Origin of the sequence: Limosilactobacillus sp. DJ3M12 (assembly GCF_947381695.1) — a bacterium.
GTDB lineage: Bacteria > Bacillota > Bacilli > Lactobacillales > Lactobacillaceae > Limosilactobacillus > Limosilactobacillus kinnaridis.
In genome coordinates, this window is record NZ_CANCWY010000012.1 from 21,741 (window position 1) to 44,082 (window position 22,342).

General features: G+C 39.1%; 36 protein-coding genes. All 36 read left to right on the plus strand.

The annotated features are described in order from the left end of the window. Positions 1–4 precede the first annotated feature (4 nt). Entirely contained in the window at positions 5–850 is an 846-nt protein-coding gene (gene rplB / locus QOS06_RS07110) for a 50S ribosomal protein L2 (RefSeq protein ID WP_003664563.1), read from the plus strand. A gap of 40 nt (positions 851–890) precedes the next feature. After that, positions 891–1,169, plus strand: coding sequence for a 30S ribosomal protein S19 (gene rpsS, locus QOS06_RS07115; RefSeq protein ID WP_003664560.1), 279 nt, complete (start codon positions 891–893; stop codon positions 1,167–1,169). A 17-nt stretch (positions 1,170–1,186) separates the two neighbouring features. Next, on the plus strand, positions 1,187–1,534 hold the full coding sequence (gene rplV, locus QOS06_RS07120; RefSeq protein WP_003664558.1) for a 50S ribosomal protein L22: 348 nt from the start codon (positions 1,187–1,189) through the stop codon (positions 1,532–1,534). Positions 1,535–1,546: 12 nt separating this feature from the next. After that, entirely contained in the window at positions 1,547–2,212 is a 666-nt protein-coding gene (gene rpsC / locus QOS06_RS07125; RefSeq protein ID WP_003664556.1) for a 30S ribosomal protein S3, read from the plus strand. Positions 2,213–2,215: 3 nt separating this feature from the next. Next, entirely contained in the window at positions 2,216–2,650 is a 435-nt protein-coding gene (gene rplP, locus QOS06_RS07130; RefSeq protein WP_003664555.1) for a 50S ribosomal protein L16, read from the plus strand. After that, the gene (gene rpmC / locus QOS06_RS07135; RefSeq protein ID WP_003664552.1) at positions 2,640–2,846 is read left to right on the plus strand and encodes a 50S ribosomal protein L29; all 207 of its coding nucleotides are present in this window, start codon (positions 2,640–2,642) and stop codon (positions 2,844–2,846) included. The genes rplP and rpmC overlap by 11 nt, the downstream gene beginning before the upstream one ends. 24 nt (positions 2,847–2,870) lie before the next feature. Beyond that, complete coding sequence (rpsQ, locus tag QOS06_RS07140; RefSeq protein WP_003664551.1) at positions 2,871–3,137, plus strand: 30S ribosomal protein S17; 267 nt, start codon at positions 2,871–2,873, stop codon at positions 3,135–3,137. Between the two features lie 69 nt (positions 3,138–3,206). Beyond that, on the plus strand, positions 3,207–3,575 hold the full coding sequence (gene rplN, locus QOS06_RS07145) for a 50S ribosomal protein L14 (protein ID WP_003664550.1): 369 nt from the start codon (positions 3,207–3,209) through the stop codon (positions 3,573–3,575). Between the two features lie 35 nt (positions 3,576–3,610). After that, on the plus strand, positions 3,611–3,919 hold the full coding sequence (gene rplX, locus QOS06_RS07150) for a 50S ribosomal protein L24 (RefSeq protein ID WP_003664549.1): 309 nt from the start codon (positions 3,611–3,613) through the stop codon (positions 3,917–3,919). A gap of 28 nt (positions 3,920–3,947) precedes the next feature. After that, on the plus strand, positions 3,948–4,490 hold the full coding sequence (gene rplE / locus QOS06_RS07155) for a 50S ribosomal protein L5 (RefSeq protein WP_003668784.1): 543 nt from the start codon (positions 3,948–3,950) through the stop codon (positions 4,488–4,490). 15 nt (positions 4,491–4,505) lie between these two features. Next, a complete protein-coding gene (locus QOS06_RS07160; protein WP_003664547.1) occupies positions 4,506–4,691 on the plus strand; it encodes a type Z 30S ribosomal protein S14 in 186 nt (61 codons plus the stop codon). 33 nt (positions 4,692–4,724) lie between these two features. Next, positions 4,725–5,123 carry a 30S ribosomal protein S8 gene (rpsH, locus tag QOS06_RS07165; protein WP_003664546.1) on the plus strand — a complete coding sequence of 133 codons (399 nt, stop codon included), beginning with the start codon at positions 4,725–4,727 and terminating at the stop codon, positions 5,121–5,123. Positions 5,124–5,152: 29 nt separating this feature from the next. After that, positions 5,153–5,689 carry a 50S ribosomal protein L6 gene (gene rplF / locus QOS06_RS07170; protein WP_003672687.1) on the plus strand — a complete coding sequence of 179 codons (537 nt, stop codon included), beginning with the start codon at positions 5,153–5,155 and terminating at the stop codon, positions 5,687–5,689. 62 nt (positions 5,690–5,751) lie between these two features. Then, entirely contained in the window at positions 5,752–6,108 is a 357-nt protein-coding gene (gene rplR / locus QOS06_RS07175; protein WP_003664543.1) for a 50S ribosomal protein L18, read from the plus strand. Between the two features lie 21 nt (positions 6,109–6,129). Continuing rightward, positions 6,130–6,639, plus strand: a complete 510-nt coding sequence (rpsE, locus tag QOS06_RS07180) for a 30S ribosomal protein S5 (RefSeq protein ID WP_003664542.1) — start codon at positions 6,130–6,132, stop codon at positions 6,637–6,639. A gap of 15 nt (positions 6,640–6,654) precedes the next feature. Continuing rightward, on the plus strand, positions 6,655–6,837 hold the full coding sequence (rpmD, locus tag QOS06_RS07185) for a 50S ribosomal protein L30 (RefSeq protein WP_003664541.1): 183 nt from the start codon (positions 6,655–6,657) through the stop codon (positions 6,835–6,837). Positions 6,838–6,868: 31 nt separating this feature from the next. Beyond that, on the plus strand, positions 6,869–7,303 hold the full coding sequence (gene rplO / locus QOS06_RS07190) for a 50S ribosomal protein L15 (protein ID WP_098046268.1): 435 nt from the start codon (positions 6,869–6,871) through the stop codon (positions 7,301–7,303). A gap of 1 nt (position 7,304) precedes the next feature. Beyond that, entirely contained in the window at positions 7,305–8,621 is a 1,317-nt protein-coding gene (gene secY / locus QOS06_RS07195; RefSeq protein WP_003672683.1) for a preprotein translocase subunit SecY, read from the plus strand. A gap of 5 nt (positions 8,622–8,626) precedes the next feature. Then, positions 8,627–9,280, plus strand: a complete 654-nt coding sequence (locus tag QOS06_RS07200) for an adenylate kinase (RefSeq protein WP_278930513.1) — start codon at positions 8,627–8,629, stop codon at positions 9,278–9,280. A gap of 133 nt (positions 9,281–9,413) precedes the next feature. After that, positions 9,414–9,632, plus strand: a complete 219-nt coding sequence (infA, locus tag QOS06_RS07205; protein WP_003664537.1) for a translation initiation factor IF-1 — start codon at positions 9,414–9,416, stop codon at positions 9,630–9,632. A 36-nt stretch (positions 9,633–9,668) separates the two neighbouring features. Next, positions 9,669–9,788 carry a 50S ribosomal protein L36 gene (gene rpmJ / locus QOS06_RS07210; protein ID WP_003664535.1) on the plus strand — a complete coding sequence of 40 codons (120 nt, stop codon included), beginning with the start codon at positions 9,669–9,671 and terminating at the stop codon, positions 9,786–9,788. A gap of 31 nt (positions 9,789–9,819) precedes the next feature. Next, positions 9,820–10,185 carry a 30S ribosomal protein S13 gene (gene rpsM / locus QOS06_RS07215; protein WP_003672679.1) on the plus strand — a complete coding sequence of 122 codons (366 nt, stop codon included), beginning with the start codon at positions 9,820–9,822 and terminating at the stop codon, positions 10,183–10,185. Between the two features lie 34 nt (positions 10,186–10,219). Further along, the gene (gene rpsK, locus QOS06_RS07220) at positions 10,220–10,609 is read left to right on the plus strand and encodes a 30S ribosomal protein S11 (RefSeq protein WP_003664532.1); all 390 of its coding nucleotides are present in this window, start codon (positions 10,220–10,222) and stop codon (positions 10,607–10,609) included. Between the two features lie 85 nt (positions 10,610–10,694). Further along, the gene (locus QOS06_RS07225) at positions 10,695–11,639 is read left to right on the plus strand and encodes a DNA-directed RNA polymerase subunit alpha (RefSeq protein ID WP_003664530.1); all 945 of its coding nucleotides are present in this window, start codon (positions 10,695–10,697) and stop codon (positions 11,637–11,639) included. A gap of 34 nt (positions 11,640–11,673) precedes the next feature. Then, positions 11,674–12,057, plus strand: coding sequence for a 50S ribosomal protein L17 (gene rplQ, locus QOS06_RS07230; protein WP_003664528.1), 384 nt, complete (start codon positions 11,674–11,676; stop codon positions 12,055–12,057). A gap of 219 nt (positions 12,058–12,276) precedes the next feature. After that, positions 12,277–13,104: an energy-coupling factor transporter ATPase gene (locus tag QOS06_RS07235; protein WP_003672677.1), complete on the plus strand. Its 828-nt coding sequence runs from the start codon at positions 12,277–12,279 to the stop codon at positions 13,102–13,104. Then, a complete protein-coding gene (locus tag QOS06_RS07240) occupies positions 13,080–13,943 on the plus strand; it encodes an energy-coupling factor transporter ATPase (RefSeq protein WP_003672676.1) in 864 nt (287 codons plus the stop codon). Before QOS06_RS07235 ends, QOS06_RS07240 begins: the two co-directional genes overlap by 25 nt. After that, entirely contained in the window at positions 13,940–14,743 is an 804-nt protein-coding gene (locus tag QOS06_RS07245; RefSeq protein ID WP_003672674.1) for an energy-coupling factor transporter transmembrane component T family protein, read from the plus strand. Before QOS06_RS07240 ends, QOS06_RS07245 begins: the two co-directional genes overlap by 4 nt. A gap of 19 nt (positions 14,744–14,762) precedes the next feature. Beyond that, positions 14,763–15,533, plus strand: coding sequence for a tRNA pseudouridine(38-40) synthase TruA (gene truA, locus QOS06_RS07250; protein WP_003672673.1), 771 nt, complete (start codon positions 14,763–14,765; stop codon positions 15,531–15,533). 105 nt (positions 15,534–15,638) lie between these two features. Then, on the plus strand, positions 15,639–16,082 hold the full coding sequence (rplM, locus tag QOS06_RS07255; RefSeq protein WP_003672672.1) for a 50S ribosomal protein L13: 444 nt from the start codon (positions 15,639–15,641) through the stop codon (positions 16,080–16,082). A gap of 7 nt (positions 16,083–16,089) precedes the next feature. Next, complete coding sequence (rpsI, locus tag QOS06_RS07260; protein ID WP_003668771.1) at positions 16,090–16,491, plus strand: 30S ribosomal protein S9; 402 nt, start codon at positions 16,090–16,092, stop codon at positions 16,489–16,491. 114 nt (positions 16,492–16,605) lie between these two features. Beyond that, positions 16,606–17,379 carry a (S)-acetoin forming diacetyl reductase gene (locus QOS06_RS07265; protein WP_035160390.1) on the plus strand — a complete coding sequence of 258 codons (774 nt, stop codon included), beginning with the start codon at positions 16,606–16,608 and terminating at the stop codon, positions 17,377–17,379. 148 nt (positions 17,380–17,527) lie between these two features. Beyond that, complete coding sequence (locus QOS06_RS07270) at positions 17,528–18,154, plus strand: glycoside hydrolase family 73 protein (protein ID WP_035160388.1); 627 nt, start codon at positions 17,528–17,530, stop codon at positions 18,152–18,154. Positions 18,155–18,178: 24 nt separating this feature from the next. Next, positions 18,179–18,754: a xanthine phosphoribosyltransferase gene (locus tag QOS06_RS07275; protein WP_003672669.1), complete on the plus strand. Its 576-nt coding sequence runs from the start codon at positions 18,179–18,181 to the stop codon at positions 18,752–18,754. A 16-nt stretch (positions 18,755–18,770) separates the two neighbouring features. Further along, positions 18,771–19,898 carry an ATP-grasp domain-containing protein gene (locus QOS06_RS07280; protein ID WP_003672668.1) on the plus strand — a complete coding sequence of 376 codons (1,128 nt, stop codon included), beginning with the start codon at positions 18,771–18,773 and terminating at the stop codon, positions 19,896–19,898. A gap of 162 nt (positions 19,899–20,060) precedes the next feature. Then, entirely contained in the window at positions 20,061–22,334 is a 2,274-nt protein-coding gene (gene pcrA / locus QOS06_RS07285; RefSeq protein WP_003672667.1) for a DNA helicase PcrA, read from the plus strand. Positions 22,335–22,342: the final 8 nt, after the last annotated feature.

The following is a 22,342-nucleotide window of genomic DNA, read 5'->3' on the forward strand; positions in this document are numbered from 1 at the left end:
AACAGTGGGAATTCGTAAATATAAAGCAACCACTAACGGTCGCCGTAATATGAACGGTTACGACTTCGCTGAAATCACGAAGACAACGCCTGAAAAGTCATTATTGGCTCCGTTAAAGCACACTGCTGGTCGTAACAGCTATGGTCACATTACTGTTCGTCACCGTGGTGGTGGTACAAAGCGTCAATACCGTATTATTGACTTTAAGCGAATTAAAGATGATGTTCCAGCAACTGTTAAGGCAATTGAATACGATCCAAATCGTACTGCAAATATTGCTTTACTTGTTTACGCTGATGGTACTAAATCATACATCATCGCACCTAAGGGCTTGAAGGTTGGCATGACCGTTCAATCTGGTCCTGATGCTGATATCAAGGTTGGTAATGCTCTTCCTTTAAAGAACATTCCAGTTGGTACTGTTATTCACAACATTGAATTAAAACCAGGTAAGGGTGGTCAACTTGCTCGTTCAGCTGGTGCCTCAGCTCAATTACTTGGTAAGGAAGAAAAATACGTATTAGTACGTCTTTCTTCTGGTGAAGTTCGTATGGTCCTTGCTACTTGCCGTGCTACTATCGGTACTGTTGGTAATGATGAACACGCCTTGATTATTAAAGGTAAGGCTGGTCGTACTCGTTATGCTGGTCAACGTCCACACGTTCGTGGTTCTGTTATGAACCCTAACGATCACCCACATGGTGGTGGTGAAGGTAAGCAACCAGTTGGTTTACCATCTCCTCTTTCTCCATGGGGTAAGAAGACTGTTGGTAAGAAGACCCGTTCACACAAAGCTCGTTCAAACAAGTTCATTGTTCGTGGTCGGAAGCGCGGTCCACATACTCGTTAATATTTATATACGTTCTAATACCCGAGAGGAGGTACACTAAATGGGTCGTAGTTTGAAAAAAGGACCTTTCGCTGATGCTTCATTACTGAAGAAGGTTAAGGAGCAAGAAGGTTCTGAAAAGAAGACTGTCATCAAGACATGGTCACGTCGTTCTACCATTTTCCCAAGTTTTATTGGTTACACATTTGCAGTATATGATGGTCGGAAGCACGTGCCAGTTTACGTACAAGAAGACATGGTTGGTCACAAGTTAGGTGAATTTGTTCCTACTCGGACTTTCCATGGTCATGCTTCTGATGACAAGAAGACAGGTAAGTAAGGAGGGTGAAATAACATATGGCTGAAAACATTACGTCAGCTAAGGCTACTGCCAAGATGGTACGGGTTTCTGCTCGTAAGGTTCGTCTTGTATTAGATGCCATTCGTGGCAAGAGTGTTGCCGAAGCATTTGCTATTTTGAAGTTCACCCCTCGTGGTGCCGCTTCAGATGTTGAAAAAGTATTAAAATCTGCTGTTGCAAACGCTGAAAACAATTTCGACTTAGATCGTGCTTCATTGGTTGTAAGTGAAGCCTTTGCTAACGAAGGACCAACTCTTAAACGGTTCCGTCCTCGTGCAAAGGGTTCTGCTTCTCCAATTAACAAGCGGACTAGTCATATTACAGTGGTTGTTACAGAACGATAGGAGGAATGAATAGTGGGTCAAAAGATCAATCCTAATGGTTTTCGTGTTGGGGTCATTCGTGATTGGACTGCAAAGTGGTACGCTGACAAGGACTTTGCTGATTACCTTAACGAAGACCTTCGAATCCGTAAGTATATTGAAAAGCGACTTGCTGATGCCTCTGTATCAACCGTTGAAATTGAACGTGCAGCTAACCGCGTAAACGTATCAATTCATACTGCCAAGCCAGGAATGGTTATTGGTAAAGGTGGTTCAGAAGTTGAAGCACTTCGTAAAGAACTTAACAAATTAACTGGTAAACGTGTTCACATTAACATTGTGGAAATCAAGAAGCCAGATTTAGATGCTCACCTTGTTGGTGAGAGTATTGCACGGCAATTAGAAGCTCGTATTGCTTTCCGTCGTGCTATGCGTGGAGCTATGCAACGTGCTATGCGTGCTGGGGCTAAGGGTATTAAGACTCAAGTTGCTGGTCGTTTGAACGGTGCAGATATGTCACGGATCGAATCATACTCAGATGGTACTGTTCCATTGCATACACTCCGTGCTGATATCGATTATTCTTGGGACGAAGCTAACACTACATACGGTGTTCTTGGCGTAAAGACTTGGATTTACCGTGGTGAAGTACTTCCTACTAAGAAGAACTCAAACAATGATGAACAAGGAGGGAAGTAACACATGTTAGTACCAAAACGTGTAAAGCACCGTAAGGTTCAACGTGGTCATATGCGCGGTGAAGCTAAGGGTGGTAAAACTGTTACTTTTGGTGAATTTGGTTTACAAGCTCTTGATTCACATTGGATTAGCAACCGTCAAATTGAAGCTGCTCGTATCGCTATGACGCGTTACATGAAGCGTGGTGGGAAAGTTTGGATTAAAATCTTCCCACAACTCTCATACACTAGTAAAGGTGTTGGGGTCCGGATGGGTAACGGTAAAGGTGCTCCTGAAGGATGGGTTGCTCCAGTAAAACGTGGCAAGGTAATGTTTGAAGTAGGGGGCGTTTCTGAAGAAGTCGCTCGTGAAGCTTTACGTCTTGCCGGTCACAAGTTGCCAGTTCGCACTAAGATCGTACAACGTGAGGAAGTAGGTGGACAATCTAATGAAAAGTAAAGATTATGTACAAGAACTGAATGGATTAACCACTGATAAGCTACTTGACCGTGAAAAGGAACTGAAGGAACAATTGTTTAACTTACGTTTCCAATTAGCAACCGGCCAGTTGGAAAATACTGCAAGTCTTAAGCAAGTACGCAAAGATATTGCACGGGTTAAGACAGTTCTTCGTCAACAAGAATTAAACAAATAAGAATACGAAAAGGAGGATTAGCGCATGAGTGAAGAACGTAATGCACGTAAGGTTTACCAAGGCCACGTTGTTTCTGATAAAATGGATAAGACTATCACTGTTGTAATTGATACTTACAAGAGTGCGCCTATCTATGGTAAGCGTGTTAAGTACTCAAAGAAGTACTATGCTCACGATGAAAACAACGAAGCTAAGACCGGCGACACTGTACAAATTATGGAAACTCGGCCATTATCAGCTAAGAAGCGTTTCCGTCTTGTAAAGATTGTCGAAAAAGCTGCTACCCTTTAATTTAGCAGATAACTCTAAAAATTATTCGTATTCTAATTCTTATTTGTAAATGGAAGGAGGACATTAACCGTGATTCAACAAGAAAGTCGGTTGAAGGTCGCTGATAACTCCGGTGCTCGTGAAATCTTAGTTATTAAGATTTTAGGTGGTTCCCGAGTTAAAACAGGTAATATTGGTGACATCATTGTTGCTACTGTAAAGCAGGCAACACCAGGTGGCGTTGTCAAAAAGGGTGACGTTGTTAAGGCCGTTGTTGTACGGACTAAACATGGTATTCACCGTAAGGATGGTTCATACATTAAGTTTGATGAAAATGCCGCTGTTTTAATTAACAACGACAAGAGCCCTAAGGGTACCCGTATTTTTGGCCCAATCGCTCGTGAGCTTCGTGGAGACGACTTCATGAAGATCGTTTCATTAGCTCCAGAAGTTCTCTAAAGATTTTACCGAAAATAAGGAGGTGCACAATCAACATGTTCATTAAAACAGGTGATAAGGTTCGCGTAATCGCTGGTAAGGATAAAGGCAAAGAAGGTACTATTAAAAAGGTACTTGCTTCTCAAAACCGCGTTATCGTTGAAGGTGTAAATATCGTTAAGAAACACCAAAAACCAAGCAACTCAAACCCTAATGGTGGCGTTATTGATACAGAAGCTGCAATTAATGCTTCAAACGTAATGCTGATTGATCCTTCAACAAATGAACCAACTCGTGTAGGTTACAAGTTCGTTGATGGTAAGAAGGTTCGTGTTGCGAAGAAGTCAGGTAAGACACTTGACTAATTTTTAAGGAAGGGAGGAATAACTTCTAATGGAAAACCGTTTGAAAGCTAAATACGAAAATGAAATTCGTCCAGCATTAATTGAAAAGTTTAACTACTCTTCAGTTATGCAAGCACCAAAGATTGACAAAATCGTTTTAAACATGGGTGTTGGTGATGCAACTACTAACTCCAAGAATCTTGATGAAGCTGTTGAAGAACTTGGCTTGATTTCTGGTCAAAAGCCTTTAATTACTAAGGCTAAGAAATCAATTGCTGGTTTCCGTCTTCGTGAAGGTATGTCAATTGGTGCTAAGGTAACCTTGCGTGGTGAACGTATGTATGATTTCTTAGATAAATTAGTTAATGTGGCATTGCCACGAGTTCGTGATTTCCATGGTGTAAGTAACAAGGCATTTGATGGTCGTGGTAATTACACTCTTGGTATCCATGAACAATTAATTTTCCCAGAAATTGATTATGATAAAGTTAACCGAGTTCGTGGTTTAGATGTTGTTATTGTAACAACTGCACAAACTGACGAAGAATCCCGCGAATTACTTGCTCAACTCGGTATGCCGTTTGCTAAATAAAGGAGGTTCCACAAATTGGCTAAAAAATCAATGATTGCTAAGTGCAACCGTCCAGCTAAGTTCTCAAGTCGTGAATACACGCGTTGTGCACGTTGTGGACGTCCGCACTCTGTTTACCGTAAATTCCACCTATGCCGGATTTGCTTACGAGAACTTGCCCACAAAGGACAAATTCCTGGTTTGAAGAAGGCTAGCTGGTAAACAAAAAAAACCGACAAAAGGAGGAAAACATCGATGTCTATGAGTGATCCAATTGCAGATTTCTTAACTCGTATTCGTAATGCTAACATGGCTCAACACGAATCAGTAGAAGCACCTGCATCAAAGATGAAGAAGGACATCGCTGAAATCTTAAAAAACGAAGGTTTCATTCGCGATGTTGAATACGTTGATGATAACAAGCAAGGCATCATCCGTGTGTTCTTAAAGTACGGTAATGACGGTCAACGTGTTATTTCTGGCTTAAAGCGCATTTCTAAGCCTGGTTTACGTACATACGTTAAGTCAGATGCTGTGCCTAAGGTTCTTAATGGATTAGGTATTGCTATCATTTCAACATCTGAAGGTGTTGTTACTGATAAAGTTGCTCGTGCCAAGAAAATTGGTGGCGAAGTTATCGCTTACGTTTGGTAAAAAACGAATATTAGATAGGAGGTGCAAAGATGAGTCGTATTGGTTACAAAGAAATTGATTTGCCAAGTGGTGTTGAAATTTCTCAAGATGGTAATGTAGTTACTGTTAAAGGTCCTAAAGGTACTTTATCTCGTGAAATTTCACCATTAATCAAAATGACTATTGATGGTAACGTTGTAAAGTTTGATCGTGATGCTGATACTAATAAGTTAAAGATGTTACACGGAACTACTCGTGCTAATGTTAACAACATGGTTGAAGGTGTTGTTAATGGTTACAAGAAGGTTCTTAAGCTTGTTGGTGTTGGTTACCGTGCTCAACTCAAAGGTAACAAGTTGATTTTAACTGTTGGTTACTCAAACCCAGTTGAAATGGATAAGCCACAAGATGTTGAAATTAACGTACCTGACAATACTACTATCGAATTAAGCTCAATTAACAAGGAACACCTTGGTAATTTTGCTGCTGAAGTTCGTGCTGTACGTTCACCTGAACCATACAAAGGTAAGGGTATTCGTTACGAAAACGAACACATTATCCGTAAGGAAGGTAAGACTGGTAAGTAATCTGAAAAGATTATTTAACATTCTTTTATTTAATATAATTAATATAATAAGAGGTGACTGTTGTGATTTCTAAACCAGACAAGAACAAGATCCGTCAACGTCGTCATTTACGCGTTCGCGGTAAGATTTCTGGTACTGCGGAGCGCCCACGCTTAAGTGTTTACCGTTCAAACAAAAACATTTACGCTCAATTAATTGATGACGTAAAGGGTGTGACGCTCGCAAGTGCCTCCACAAATGATAGTGAAGTAAGTGGAAAGACTAAGACTGAACAAGCTAGTGGTGTAGGAGCATTAATTGCTAAACGCGCTAACGAAAAGAACATTACTGAAGTTGTGTTTGATCGTGGTGGATACCTTTACCATGGACGTGTTCAAGCCTTGGCTGAAGCTGCTCGTGAAAACGGACTTAAATTCTAAAAAAAGGAGGAATAACCTGCAATGGCATCATCAGAATTCATTGATCCAGCAAAGTTGGATTTAGACGATCAAGTTGTAGCCATCAACCGGATTACTAAGGTTGTAAAAGGTGGGCGTCGTATGCGTTTCGCTGCTTTAGTAATTGTTGGTGACCGTAAAGGTCATGTTGGTTTTGGTACTGGTAAGGCTCAAGAAGTTCCAGAAGCTATTCGTAAAGCTCAAGCAGCTGCTGAAAAGAACTTGATTACTGTTCCTATCGTTGGAACTACTATTCCACACGAAGTTATTGGTGTATACGGCGGTGGAAAGATCATGTTAAAGCCAGCTGTTGAAGGTTCTGGAGTTGCTGCCGGTGGTGCGGTTCGTAATGTTATGGACCTTGCCGGTGTTGCGGACGTTACTTCTAAACGTCTTGGCTCTAACACACCTGTTAATGTTGTTCGTGCAACATTTGAAGGTTTGAAGCAATTAAAGAACGCTGAAGAAGTTGCAAAGTTACGTGGTGTTTCAGTAGACCACTTAGCAGAATAAGGAGGGCACTAAATTATGGCTCAAGTAAAAGTTACCTTAATTCACAGTGTTGCCCACCGACAACCTACTCAACGTCGTACTGTTAAGGCATTGGGATTAGGTAAGATCAATAGCTCAGTTATCTTACCAGATAATGCGGCAACACGCGGTCAAATTTTTAAGATCGCTCACTTGGTTTCTGTTGAAGAAGTTAAGTAATTAAAATTAAATAATAAGGAGGTGCCTACTAATGAAGTTAAACGAATTGAAGCCAGCTGCTGGTTCTCGTTCTAAGCGTCTTCGTAAGGGTCGTGGACTTTCATCAGGACACGGTTTTACATCTGGACGTGGTACTAAAGGGCAAAAGGCTCATGGAAAGACCCGTTTAGGATTTGAAGGGGGTCAAATGCCACTTTACCGGCAAATTCCAAAGCGTGGATTTACCAACATTAACCGGAAAGAATACGCAATTGTTAACTTGGCATCATTAAACAAGTTTGATGATGGTACAGAAGTTACTCCACAATTATTGATGGAAAGTGGCTTAGTTAAGAACTTGAAGAGCGACATCAAGATTCTTGGTAGCGGTAAGCTTGAAAAGAAATTAACTGTTAAGGCTAATAAGTTTTCTGCTTCTGCAGTTTCTGCAATTGAAGCTGCTGGTGGTAAAACTGAGGTGATGTAGTTTGTTCACAGCCGTCAAAAATACATTCAAGGTAAAAGATATCCGTAAAAAGATTTTCTTTACATTGTTTGTATTGATTGTCTATCGGATTGGGGCAGCGATTACCGTTCCTGGAGTTAACGCTGCTGCTTTGCAGGAAATCTCCTCAACCGGTTTAGCATCAATCCTCAATACCTTTAGTGGTGGTGGATTGGAGAATTACTCTTTATTTGCAATGGGAGTTTCTCCATATATTACTGCGCAAATTGTTGTTCAACTATTACAAATGGATATTGTTCCGCGTTTTGTTGAATGGAGTAAACAAGGAGAAGTAGGACGGCGAAAACTTAATCAAGCAACCCGATGGTTAACGATTGTACTTGGATTTATCCAATCAATCGGTATTACCGCCGGGTTTAATGCATTGAGTACTATTCGTTTGGTTAATCACCCTGGTGTTCAAACGTATTTAACAATCGGTTTAATTTTAACTGCAGGTACAATGTTTGCTACTTGGATGGGAGACATGATTACTGAACGTGGCTTGGGTAATGGTGTTTCCATGTTAATTTTTGCTGGTATTGTTGCGCAAATGCCAGGTGGAATTCGTCAGTTATGGGATGACCAAATTGCTGGTGAATCTGGTTCTGCTTTATGGATGGGAATTGGATTTGTTACTCTTGTTATTGTTGCAATTTTAATTATTGTAGCGTTTGTGACATGGGTACAACAGGCAGAAAGACGTCTACCAATTCAATACACAAGACGAACCACTACTTCACCATCCAGTAGTTATCTTCCCTTGAAGATTAACGTATCAGGTGTTATTCCTGTTATTTTTGCTGGTTCTTTTATCTCAACCCCGCAAACTATTCTTATGGCTTTCCAGCAAAACCATGGTGGGGATAGTTGGTATCAAATCATGACGACCATTTTTAACATGCAATCTGGTCCTGGGATCGCACTGTATGTATTTTTGATTGTTGTATTTACCTTTTTCTATGCCTTTGTTCAGGTTAACCCAGAAAAACTTGCTGAGAATTTGCAAAAGCAAGGAAGTTATATTTCTGGAGTGCGTCCTGGAAAGGGTACACAAGACTATATTTCTTCATTGTTAATGCGATTGAGTACAGTAGGTTCATTATTCTTAGGATTGATCTCCTTAATTCCGTTAATTGCAAGTAACGTATGGAACCTAAGTCAGTCAATTGGTTTAGGTGGTACAAGCTTACTGATTATCGTACAAATTGCTTTAGATGTTGTTCGGCAGTTAAACGGACTAACAATGAAGCGCGAATATATTGGATTTATTCGAGAACCTAAAGGAGGAAATGACTAATGAGTATGAATCTTGTATTAATGGGTCTTCCAGGTGCCGGTAAAGGTACTCAAGCTCAAAAGATCGTTGAAGATTTTCCAATTCCTCATATCTCAACTGGAGATATTTTTCGGGCAGCCATAAAAAATGAAACTCCCATGGGAATTGAAGCTAAGAAATATATTGATAAAGGTGAACTTGTTCCGGACGAAGTTACTAACGGTATCGTTAAGGAACGGTTAGCTCAAGATGATACTAAAGATGGCTTTATGCTGGATGGATTTCCTCGTAATCTTAACCAAGCAGCAGCTTTGGATAAGATGTTAGCAGAGAGTAATCGGCATCTTGATGCTGTGATCAATATTCACGTCGAACCGGATGTATTGGTAGAACGTTTAAGTGGACGTTTTATTTGCCGTAACTGTGGAACAACGTATCATAAGCTTTACAATGCTCCTAAAGTTGAAGGCACATGTGACGTTTGTGGTCATCATGAATTTTATCAGCGTGATGATGATAAGCCTGAAACGGTTAAGAATCGTCTAGATGTTAATATTAAGTTGAACACACCACTGGTAGACTATTACCAAAAGAAAGGTGTTTTGCACGAAATTAATGGTGAACAAGATATCGATAAAGTTTACGAAGATATCAAGAAAGTATTAACAAACCTAAACTAGATAATAGTTATCTCTTGCGAAGTTTGTAAACATATGCTAAACTATGCAAGGTTTATCTATCTGAGTAGTGGGAAGTTTTATACTTTCCACCATTTTTACGTAATATCTAGAATAGGTAAGGAGGTACTATTTCGTGGCAAAAGCCGATGTAATTGAAGTAGAAGGTAAAGTAACTGAAACTTTGCCTAATGCAATGTTTAAAGTTGAATTGGAAAACGGAGCAGAAATTTTAGCACATGTTTCTGGTAAAATTCGGATGCACTACATTAAAATTTTACCAGGGGATCGTGTTAAAGTAGAAATGTCTCCATATGACCTTACAAAGGGTCGGATTACTTTCCGGTTCAAGTAGTTATTGATCAATTACTCTCAATAGGAGGATTTTAGAATGAAAGTAAGACCATCTGTTAAAAAGATGTGTGAGCACTGCAAGATCGTTAAGCGTAACGGTCGTGTTATGGTTATTTGCTCTGCTAACCCAAAGCATAAGCAACGTCAAGGTAAGTAATTTATTTTATAGAGAAATGGAGGTGTAGCTCATGGCTCGTATTGCAGGTGTCGATTTACCTCGTGACAAGCGAATCGTAGTCGGCTTAACATATATTTTTGGTATTGGTGATTCTACTGCTAAGAAGATTCTTGAAAATGCTGGTGTATCAGAAGACATCCGTGTTCGTGATTTAACTCCAGATCAAGAAGAAAAGATTCGTGCACAAGTAGATCAAATTCAAGTTGAAGGTGATTTACGGCGTGAAGTTTCAATGAATATCAAGCGTCTTCAAGAAATTGGATCATACCGTGGTATGCGTCACCGTCGTGGCCTACCTGTTCGTGGTCAACACACTAAGAACAATGCTCGTACTCGTAAGGGTAAGGCTGTAGCTATCGCTAATAAGAAGAAGTAGTTTAACTTTATAAAAAAGGAGGTTAGTACTAGATATGGCAACCAAAAAAGGTACGCGTAAGCGTCGTGCAAAAAAGAATGTTGAAACTGGTGTTGCGCACATTCACTCAACATTTAACAACACTTTGATCATGATTACTGACGTTCAAGGTAACGCTGTAGCATGGTCTTCAGCTGGTGTTTTAGGCTTTAAGGGAAGTCGGAAGTCCACTCCATTTGCTGCTCAAATGGCATCAGAAGCTGCTGCTAAGCAAGCTATGGAACATGGTATGAAGACTGTTGAAGTTGAAGTTAAGGGTCCAGGTTCAGGTCGTGAAGCTGCTATCCGTGCACTTCAAGCAACTGGATTGGAAGTTACTGCTATTCGTGATGTAACACCTGTTCCTCACAATGGTTCTCGTCCTCCAAAGCGTCGTCGTGTTTAATTGACATTGCTGGAGACAATTATTTCCATCAATTGCCTTTTTGTCTCAAATACGAACCACGTTTTGAAAGGGGTACAAGGATAGAATGATCGAATTTGAAAAGCCAAATATTCACAAAGTTGAAGAAACAGATAACTACGGTAAGTTTGTCGTAGAACCACTTGAGCGCGGTTATGGAACCACTCTCGGTAACTCGTTAAGGCGTGTATTAATTGCATCTTTGCCAGGTGCAGCGATTACGAGTATGCAAATTGATGGTGTTTTACATGAATTTAGCACTGTTGAAGGTGTAACTGAGGATGTTACGCAGATTATCCTAAACCTTAAGAAAGTTTCTTTGAAGCTTGATTCTGAGGATCAAAAGAATCTTGAATTAGATGTTAAAGGACCTGCTGAAGTAACTGCAAGTGATATCCAGGGTGATAATGAAGTTACAATCTTAAATCCTGATCTGCATATTGCAACTGTTGCTGATGGCGCAGAATTACACATCAAGTTAACTGCTGATAAGGGTCGTGGTTACCTTTCTGCTAACGATAATAAGGCCCGGATGGATGATTTAGCAATTGGTGTTTTACCGATTGATTCCATCTATACCCCAATTGAACGTGTAAATTACACTGTTGAAAATGCACGGGTTGGTCAACGTAACGATTATGATAAGTTGACGCTGGATGTTTGGACTGATGGTTCATTAACACCAACTGAAGCAGTTAGTCTAGGTGCGAAGATTTTGACTGAACACTTAGCTATGTTTGTTGATTTAACAGAAACGGCTCAAAATGCTCAAGTGATGGTTGAAAAAGAAGAAACACACAAAGAGAAGATGCTTGAAATGACTATTGAAGAGCTTGATCTCTCTGTACGTTCTTACAATTGTTTGAAGCGAGCTGGTATCAATACTGTTAAGGAATTAACTGATAGAACAGTGTCTGATATGATGAAGGTTCGGAACTTAGGACAAAAGTCGTTAGAAGAAATTAAACTTAAATTAAATGATCTTGGTGTTTCATTTCGCCAAGACGACTAATTAGTATACCAATTGCAAAGGAGGGAACCACTTTATGAGTTACCGTAAATTAGGACGTACAAGTTCACAACGTAAGGCTTTATTACGTGATTTAACCACAGATTTAATCGTTAATGGTCGTATTACCACTACTGAAGCACGTGCTAAGGAAGTTCGTAAGACCGCTGATAAGATGATTACACTTGCTAAGCATGGTGATTTAGCTTCTCGTCGTAAGGCTGCCGCTTTTGTACGTAATGTTGTTGCTGATGTTAAGGAAGATGGCGATGATATTCGTGTACAATCTGCTCTTCAAAACCTTTTTGAAGAACTTGCTCCAAAGTATGCAGATCGTAACGGTGGTTACACACGCATCTTGAAGACTATGCCTCGTCGTGGTGACGGTGCACCAATGGTTATTCTTGAATTAGTGGACTAATTGATTTGTTCACATAAACTAAATACGTAATAAAGAATCACTATCATTGATAGTATAGAGCGTTACGATGGTGGGGAAACCCTAGTCTAGCTTGAATGCGGGAAACCCTCGTGCACTTCAATGGTAAGTGATTTTTTATTTTAAATTTAATTTTGATAGATAATTCTGTGGACTTTGCTAAAATATACTTATTAACTAATATTGAAAAGAGGAAATACTGTGACTGGAATAAAGATTCGAAAACTTGTATTTACATATCCAGACAGTAAATACCCCGTTTTAAAAAATATCAATCTGGATTTTGAACCAGTTTCTTGGACAGCGATTATTGGTCATAATGGTAGTGGAAAGAGTACATTAGCCCGATTAATTGATGGATTGCTTAGTCCTACTGCAGGATCGATTGAAGTTGACGGAATACAAGTTAACGAAAGTTCTTTAGGCAAGATTCACCAGCATATTGGATTCGTTTTTCAAAACCCTGAAAATCAGTTTGTAGGAGCAACCGTTGCTGACGATGTTGCATTCGGACTTGAAAACCGACAAGTAGATCGAAATAAAATGGAGGAAAAGATTGATAAAGCCTTAAAGATGGTAGGAATGAGTGATTATAAAAACACAGCTCCTATTAATCTCTCAGGAGGACAAAAGCAACGGGTAGCACTTGCAGGAATCCTTGCATTAATGCCTAAGATAATAATCCTTGATGAGGCCACTAGTATGCTTGATCCTTTAGCACGACAAGAAATTTTAGCTTTATTACAAAAATTAAAAAAAGAATATAATCTTTCAATTATTTCAATTACACATGATCTTAAAGAAATTGAATTAGCAGACAAAATAGTTGTATTAAATGATTCGCAAGTTGTAAAACAAGGTGCTCCATCGGAAATCCTTAAAGATAAAGAATTATTACTTGAAATTGGAGTAGGAATTCCCGCAAGCCAGCGACTGCAGAAATTATTGGTTGAACGAGGAATTGATGTTCCAAATAGATATTTAAATTTAGAGGAGCTAAAAAATTGGCTAAAGCAGCAATTACAGTAAAAAAACTCCACTATACATATCCTAATTCTACTAATGAAGCCTTACATAATGTCTCATTAACAATTAAAGAGCAAGAATTTGTTGCTATTATTGGACAAACCGGAAGTGGAAAGTCGACATTGGTTTCATTAATTGATGGATTAATAAAGCCCAGTAGTGGGGAACTTAATGTAGCAGGTTTAGAAATTAATGCAACGACAAAAACTGAATATTTAAGTAAAATCCACCATCAAGTCGGTTTTGTATTCCAATTTCCTGAACAGCAACTATTTGCAGAAACAGTTGCGGAGGATATTGCTTTTGGGCCTCATAATTTAGGGTGGCCTGCAAAAAAAATTGAAAAAGCAGTTGATGAAGCATTAAAAATGGTGGATTTGCCCTTAGAATTAAAGTCACACTCCCCTTTTGCACTTTCTGGAGGACAAATGAGGCGAGTAGCAATTGCTGGCGTTTTAGCAATGGATCCCCAAATTTTAATTCTTGATGAACCAACAGCAGGACTGGATACTCAAGCAACTAATGATTTACTTAAACTTATTAAAGATCTTAACGAGAAGGGAACAACGATTATAATGGTTACTCACCAAATGGAGCAGGTGGCCTATTATGCTAACCACGTAATTGCAATGAGCAATGGGCAGGTTGTTGCGGATACTACTCCTCAGCAATTATTTAGGGATGCTCAACGATTAAAAAAACTATCATTGACTTTGCCTGTTTCCGTCGAGGTTGCGCAATTCCTTAGTAAAGATGGGATAACCTTAAAAAATACAGAACCGCTTACGCTTGATGTGTTAGCAGATGAAATAGCAGAAGCGATGAGGAGAAAAAGAAAATGAATAGTAAAATCGTATTTGGTAGTTATGTACCAGTAAAATCGATCCTCCATCGTCTTGATCCACGAATAAAACTAATCATGTGTATTATTTACGTTATTTTAATTTTCTTCGTGAATAATTTTTTAGCTGCTATATGGCTTTTATTAGCGCTCCTTGCGGCAATTAAGTTAAGTAATGTTGGTTTAAGACAATATTGGCAAGGGATTAAGCCGTTATTTTTAATTATTTTGATAACAGTAGCGTTTCAAATTTTATTTAGTAGTGGCGGAAAGACGTATTGGCATTGGGGAATTATGGCAATAACCCGTGACGGCCTTATTAATTCATTAATTATTTTTTATCGGTTTATTGTGATTATTACTGCCTCAACTGTCTTAACTGCCACTACGCAAACTTTTCAAATTGCAGATGCCTTGGCATGGTTAATGAAACCATTACAAGTGATTAAAGTTCCTGTCAACCAGATTACGTTAATGCTTTCCATTGCATTACGCTTTGTTCCAACTATTATGGATGAAACTAATAAAATTATGAAAGCTCAGCGGGCCCGCGGGATTAATTTTAACGCTGGAAATCTTTTGACACGGATTAAACATTTAGTTCCGATTCTTATCCCATTGTTTGTCAACTCGTTTAAGCGCGCTGAAGAATTAGCAACGGCAATGGAAGCACGAGGGTATGATCCTAATGCACCACGGACTCATTATCGTCAATTGGTTTGGCATAAAAATGATGCTTGGGCTGGCTTGGCGCTATTGATTGTGACAGTTGGTCTAGTTTGTATTCGAATATTTTTCTAAATTAATAAGGAAGTAAACAATGTATCGTTATAAAATAACCTTTGCTTATGATGGAACCAATTTTTCCGGTTTTCAAATTCAACCAAATAAGCGGACAGTAGAACAAACATTAAAGAATGCAGTAAATAAAATTGCTAAGCACCCAAATCCTGCTATTCCTGTTATCGGCTCAGGAAGAACAGACGCAGGGGTGCATGCTCTTAATCAGGTTGCGCACTTTGATATTCCCTATCATTTAAGTAATGAATCTATGAGAAAAGCCCTCAATAGTATTTTGCCACTGGATATTTTAATTAAGAAGGCCGAATTAGTGGATAATGATTTCCATGCGCGATACAGTGCTCATCGTAAGACTTATCGTTACCGGGTTGATCAGGGGGAATTTGTGAACCCATTTAAACGCAACTATACTTCTCATTTTAAATATCCTCTTAACTTAGAAAAGATGAGAAAAGCAGCTAATGATTTAGTTGGAACTCATGACTTTACAAGTTTTGTTGCGTCGGGGAGCCAAGCAAAAAGCAATGTTCGGACGATTGAGAGTATCACGATTAAACGAGATGAATTAAGAAATGAAGTCGTCTTTGATTTTACTGGTAATGGTTTTCTCTATAACCAAGTTCGAATAATGGTGGCTTTTCTTTTAGAAATCGGGAGCAATCAGCGGCCAGTAGATGACGTGTCTCGAGTCCTTGAGGCAAAGGATCGGACATTGGCACGGATGACGGCTCCAGCAAGTGGTTTATATTTAGTTAATGTAGATTATGGAACAAATGATGAAAAGGATTGACGAAAGTACTAGAAGAAGGTATACTAGCCATTGGTATTTCTTTTCCATCTAATAACTCGGTACACTATTATATGTAAAAGAAAAACAAAATTGGAGGACTTAATCGTGAGAACGACATACATCGCAAAACCTGGTGAAGTTGAACGCAAATGGTACGTTGTCGATGCTAAGAATGTCCCAATGGGTCGTTTAGCATCTGCAGTAGCATCAATTTTGCGCGGTAAGAACAAACCAACATTTACTCCACACGTTGATACTGGTGATTACGTTATCGTTATCAACGCTGCGCAAGTTAAGTTAACTGGTAAGAAAGCATCTCAAAAGATGTACTACCGTCACTCAAACTACCCTGGTGGTTTGAAGCAACGGACTGCTGGTGACTTCCTTGCAAAGGAACCAGAGAAGTTATTGGAAACTGCTATCAAGGGTATGCTTCCACACAACTCTCTTGGTCACAAGCAAGGTTTGAAGTTACATGTTTATGCTGGTGAAGACCACAAACATGCTGCACAAAACCCAGAAGTTTTAGACATTACTAACTTAATCTAAGGAGGGAATGGAATTGGCTCAACAAGTACAATACAGTGGTACTGGTCGGCGTAAGGATGCAACCGCACGTGTTCGCTTAGTACCAGGTTCAGGTAAGATTACGATGAACGGCAAGGCAATTGAAGACTACATTCCATTTGCCAACTTACGTGCTATCGTTAACCAACCATTTGCTGTTACTAAAACAGAAGGTCAATACGACGTTTTAGCTAACGTTAATGGTGGTGGATTCTCTGGTCAAGCAGGTGCAGTACGTCACGGTATCGCCCGTGCACTTCTCGCTGTTGATCCAGACTTCCGTGACGCTTTAAAGAAGGCTGGTCTCTTAACTCGTGACCCTCGTATGAAGGAACGTCGTAAGCCAGGTCTTAAGAAAGCTCGTAAGGCTGCTCAATTCAGTAAGCGTTAATATTTCGATTATCGCTTCCAGAGACATCAGTATTTTGCTGGTGTCTTTTTATATTTAAACGGAATTTAATATACGGTATAATACATGATAACTAATATAAAGGAGGAATTACTAATGACTAAAAAGGTAGCGTTAGTAACTGGAGCAAGCCAAGGAATTGGTAAAGCAATTGTAGAAAGATTGGTTAAGGATGGTTTTGCGGTTGCTCTCGTAGCATTAAACGAGGCAAAGCTCCAACAAGTTGTTGATGAACTGACTAATAATGGTGGGGAAGCATTACCACTTGTAGCCGATGTAGCAAATAGAGAAGAAGTGTTTGCAGCTGTTGAGAAGACAGTCGAACATTTTGGAGATCTTAATGTAATCGTTAATAATGCTGGATTAGGTCCTACTACCCCAATTGATTCAATTACACCTGAACAATTTGAAAAAGTATATGGTGTAAATGTTGCTGGGGTTTTATGGGGAATTCAAGCTGCCCACAAGGCATTTAAGGAGCTCGGTCATGGTGGTAAGATTATCAATGCTACATCTCAAGCTGGTGTTGTTGGTAATCCTAATCTTGCACTTTATTCCGGAACAAAATTTGCTATTCGAGGAATTACGCAGGTAGTAGCTCAAGATTTGGCAACTGAAGATATTACGGTAAATGCTTTTGCACCAGGAATTGTTAAGACTCCGATGATGTATGATATTGCGCATCAAGTTGGTCAAAATGCTGGTAAGAGTGATGAATGGGGAATGGAAACCTTTGCCAAGAACATTGCAATGAAGCGTCTTTCTGAACCAGAGGATGTTGCTAATGTGGTAAGTTTCTTAGCTGGTCCTGATTCAAATTACGTTACTGGACAAACAATTATTGTTGATGGTGGAATGCAATTCCATTAATACTTAAGGCTAGTAGCAGCAAGCGCAACTGGAAAAAATTTTTCAGTTGTGCTTTTTTAACTTCTTCTAAAAATATTACGATAAATTAACCCAAACGAGATGGATTTTGCTACAATTAATAACTAGTAGAAAAGAGGAGGCTAAGCTTGTGGCAAAACGGAAGCGGAGAAACAAAAACCGCCATACGGGTAGAAATTGGATTATTAGCATTCTTGCTGTTATTGTTATCTTTTTGGGTGTTTACGTTGGGCACCATTTTTACCGAATCTGGAATCAGCAACGAATTGAACAAGAGGCACGTGAAAAGGATCGCCGAGCGAAGCAATTATTTATTCAGCAAGTTGCTCCTGAAGCCCAGGCAATGCAAAATACCTATCATGTCTATGCATCAATTACGATTGCCCAAGCGATTCTTGAATCTCAATGGGGAACGAGTCAGTTAGCGTCACAATACCATAATTTATTTGGAATTAAGGGAACGGGAGCAAATTCACGAGTAATGACAACTAAAGAATATATTAATGGTAAGTGGATCGTTACTAAGGGACGATTCCGCGTTTATGATAGTTGGAGTGATTCTATTAAAGACCATACGCGCTTGATGTTAAATGGAACAGACACCAATCAGCAAAATTATGATCGAGTTGTCCATGCGACTAATTATCAAGAAGCAGCTCGGGGATTGCAAGAAGCAGGGTATGCGACTGATCCTGATTATGCACAAAAATTAATTTCGGTGATTAAGGCGTATAAATTATATAATTATGATAAGTAATGAGTAATGTAGAGGGGTACAAAAATGAAAGAGTTAGAAGAAAAGATTAAGGAATACGGGACTGTTTTACCGGGTAATGTTTTAAAAGTAGATGCTTTTTTAAACCATCAAGTTGATCCTCAATTAATGTTGCATATCGGTCAAGAATTTGCCAAGCTTTTCGCTAATGAAGGCATTACTAAGATTTGGACAGTCGAATCATCCGGAATTGCTCCAGCTGTAATGACTGGGTTGGAAATGAATCTCCCAGTTATTTTCGCTCGTAAGCATAAGAGTCTTACTCTTAACCAAAATATGTATACTGCTGATGTATATTCGTATACTAAGAAAACAACCAATCGGATTTCAATTTCTAAAAAGTATGTAGATGCTAATGATAAGATTTTAATGATTGATGATTTCTTGGCTAATGGTCAAGCAGTAGAGGGATTATTAGAAATTGCCGATCAAGCAGGGGTTCAAGTAGCGGGTGCAGGAATAGTTATTGAAAAGAGTTTTCAACCTGGAGCTGGTGAACTAAAAGAACGTGGAATTCGTGTCGAATCATTGGCACGAATTCAATCATTGAGTGATAATAAAGTTGAATTCGTAAAAGACTAATAAGGGAAGTGATAAAATGGGCAGAGATGCTATTTACCCAGGTAGTACTTTAGGAATTATTGGAATTAATCGCAATGGGGCAGCACTTATTGCAACAGCGAAGAAGGCAGGCTTTAACGTTGGTGTGTATGTGAATCGTTCTCAGCCATTAGTAACTAAAATGGCTGATTTTACCATTGTAGGGGCAATGAACGATCGGACAAAACTAACTCAGTTTGGTGAAGCATGTGATGCAATTATTTATCAAACCCCTAATGTCGATTCTCGCGTCATGCACTTTTTGAGTCAATATGCAGTGATTCCTCAGGGGATTAATGCTCTTGAGATTGTTCAAGACCGATTAATGGAACGTGCTTTCTTAGATCAGGTAAATATTAATATTGCTCCATATATGACGGTGGTTAGTTTAGATGATGTTTACCAATCAATCGATTCCATTGGCTATCCTGCGTTGTTAAAACCCATTCAACGAGGAATTGGGGAAAATTCAATGCTGATTGAGCGCCAATCTGATATTACTCGCGCCGCTGATTTTATTGATACGGGTACATATTTACTAGAATCGTGGATTGAACATACAAATGAATATACTATGACAGCGGCAACTGATGGAAAAGATACAGAGATTTTCCCACTTGCTCAGCTTCATTACAATGACAAGCGCCAATTGATTTCTGTTGCGACACCAGCAAATATTCACGATGATATGTTAAAAGAGATGCAACGGATTGTAAAAAGTGTTGCGGCATCTCTTGAATATCGGGGGGTATTTTCGGTTAACTTTTATGTTACTTCTACTGGTACTCTTTATGTAAAGAATATTGAACCAGGGTTAACGTCGATTGCTAATATTTATGATGTCACAGCAAATGTTGACCAGTATGAAGAACAATTAAGAAGCACTGTTGGAATGCCCCTACATGTTATTACACCATTACAAATTGGCTTATTGATGGTCGTTCGCAATTATCAATCACGAGCAATTCAACGGCAATGGTTGCTAAAGAATAACTGGCAATTTAGGTTCTTTAATGATGTTGGGGATGACGATCAGGCAATTCTAGGCTTTGTCTGGGTAACTGGCGGCGATAACTTGGCAGCCTTAAAGAATCAGGTTGACGATACTGAAGTTTGGAACGAATAAGCTTGATCACGAAATTATAAATTAAGCGTACAAGATTACGAGGGACTGGGGATGAAATCGCAGTCTCTTTATTTTTCCTAACATACGTTCGATTTTAGCACCAAATGAGATCCTAATTTGGTATAATATTAGCCGATGAAAATTTAGAGAGGATGGAACAGCGTGAATAACGGGCAAGCATTATTAGAAGGAATGAATGATAAGCAATCCGAAGCAGTATTAACTACAGAGGGACCATTATTAGTAATGGCCGGTGCTGGATCAGGAAAGACACGGGTTCTTACACACCGGGTTGCTTACTTAATTGAAGAAAATGGTGTATTACCATGGAATATTTTAGCGATTACTTTTACCAACAAGGCTGCGCGCGAAATGAAAGAGCGGGTCGGTAAATTACTTGGTGAAAGTGCTAATGAGATTTGGGTATCGACTTTTCACGCATTATGTGTTCGAATCCTCCGTCGTGATATTGAAAAAATTGGCTATAATCGCGCCTTTACGATTGCTGATACAAGTGAGCAACGGACGTTAATGAAGCGGATTTGTGCAGAATTAAATATTGATACTAAAAAATTTGATCCCCGCAGTATTTTAAGTGCGATTTCTAATGCTAAAAATGCTTTGTTGACGCCAGATGACTATAGCAAAGAAGCTAATAGTATGTTTGAAAACATGGTCGCGCGAGCATATAAGCTTTACCAACAAGAGCTAGAAACTAATCAAGCATTAGATTTTGATGATCTGATTATGAAGACCATTGAGTTATTGGAAAGTGATCAAGAGACGCTTGAATTTTATCAAGATAAGTTCCACTACATCCATGTTGACGAATACCAGGATACGAATGATGCCCAATACCGGTTAGTTAATCTATTAGCGCAAAAGTACCAAAATTTGTGTGTGGTAGGGGATGCAGATCAGAGTATTTATGGTTGGCGTGGAGCTAATATGAACAATATTTTGAATTTTGAACATGATTATCCCCAAGCTAAGACGGTAATGCTTGAGCAAAACTATCGATCAACGCAAACAATTTTAAATGCGGCAAATGAAGTTATTGCTAATAACCTTTATCGAAAAAAGAAGAATCTGTGGACAGAAAATGGTCAAGGGGACAAAATTTCGTATTACCGCGCGCAAAATGAACATGATGAAGCGCAGTTTATTGTTTCGAAGATTAAAGAAGAACAAGAAAAGCATGGCTATCACTTTAATGACTTTGCAATTCTTTATCGGACTAATGCACAATCACGGATGGTTGAAGAAACTTTCTTGAAGAGTAGTATTCCCTATACGATGGTTGGTGGCCATAAATTCTATGACCGGCGTGAAATTCGTGATATTTTAGCATATTTGACCTTAATCGTTAATCCTGCCGATTCAATGAGCTTTGAACGAGTTGTTAATACGCCCAAACGAGGAATTGGTTTAACTAGTGTGGAACATCTTCGCAATTTCGCTAATGAAAATGGCTGGACATTATTAAAGGCAGCTCAAAATGTTGATACTGCTAGTGAAATTACTGCACGAACACGAAATAAAATTGATGAATTTGGTCAATTAATGGCTAACTTGACTAAACAAGCAGAATATCTCACATTAACTGATTTAACTGAACAGATTTTAGAGTTAAGTGGCTACAACAAAATGCTAAGTGATGATCGAAGCCTTGAAGCACAAGCTCGTCGTGAAAACCTTGATGAATTTAAGTCGGTTACACAAGAATATGATGAGCAGCATAAAGACGATGATGATCCTAACTTGCAAAAAATTATTAACTTTTTAGCTGATTTGGCCCTTGTCTCAGATCAAGATGATGTTGATGAACAAGCACCAGCTGTAACTTTAATGACATTACATGCAGCTAAGGGACTTGAATTTCCAGTTGTTTTCCTTGTGGGAATGGAAGAAGGTATTTTCCCATTATCGCGAGCTTTAATGGAAGATGATGAATTGGAAGAAGAACGTCGCTTAGCCTATGTTGGAATTACACGGGCAAAGAAAAAGCTTTATCTTACTAATGCCTTTTCACGTTTACTTTATGGTCGTATCCAGCGTAACCAACCATCACGATTTGTAGAAGAAATTGATTCTGAGTTGTTACAGTTTGAAAATAGCCCATCAGGTAATAGCATTAAAGATAGTAAACTGCCATTTGATCGTGCTGCCGCAACCGCTACTACCTACCGTGATCAGCAAAAGCGAACATATCGCAGTGCTGGCAAGCGGGTTAAACCAATTACTAACACCGGAACTGGGGCCGATAAGGTTGGCTGGAAAACTGGCGATAAGGTTGAACACAAAAAGTGGGGCCAAGGAACAGTGGTCAAAGTTAACGGTAGTGGTAATGATATGGAATTAGATATTGCCTTTCCAAGTCAGGGTGTAAAGCGGTTATTGGCAAGTTTTGCCCCAATTACGAAAGTACAAAAATAACGAAATGA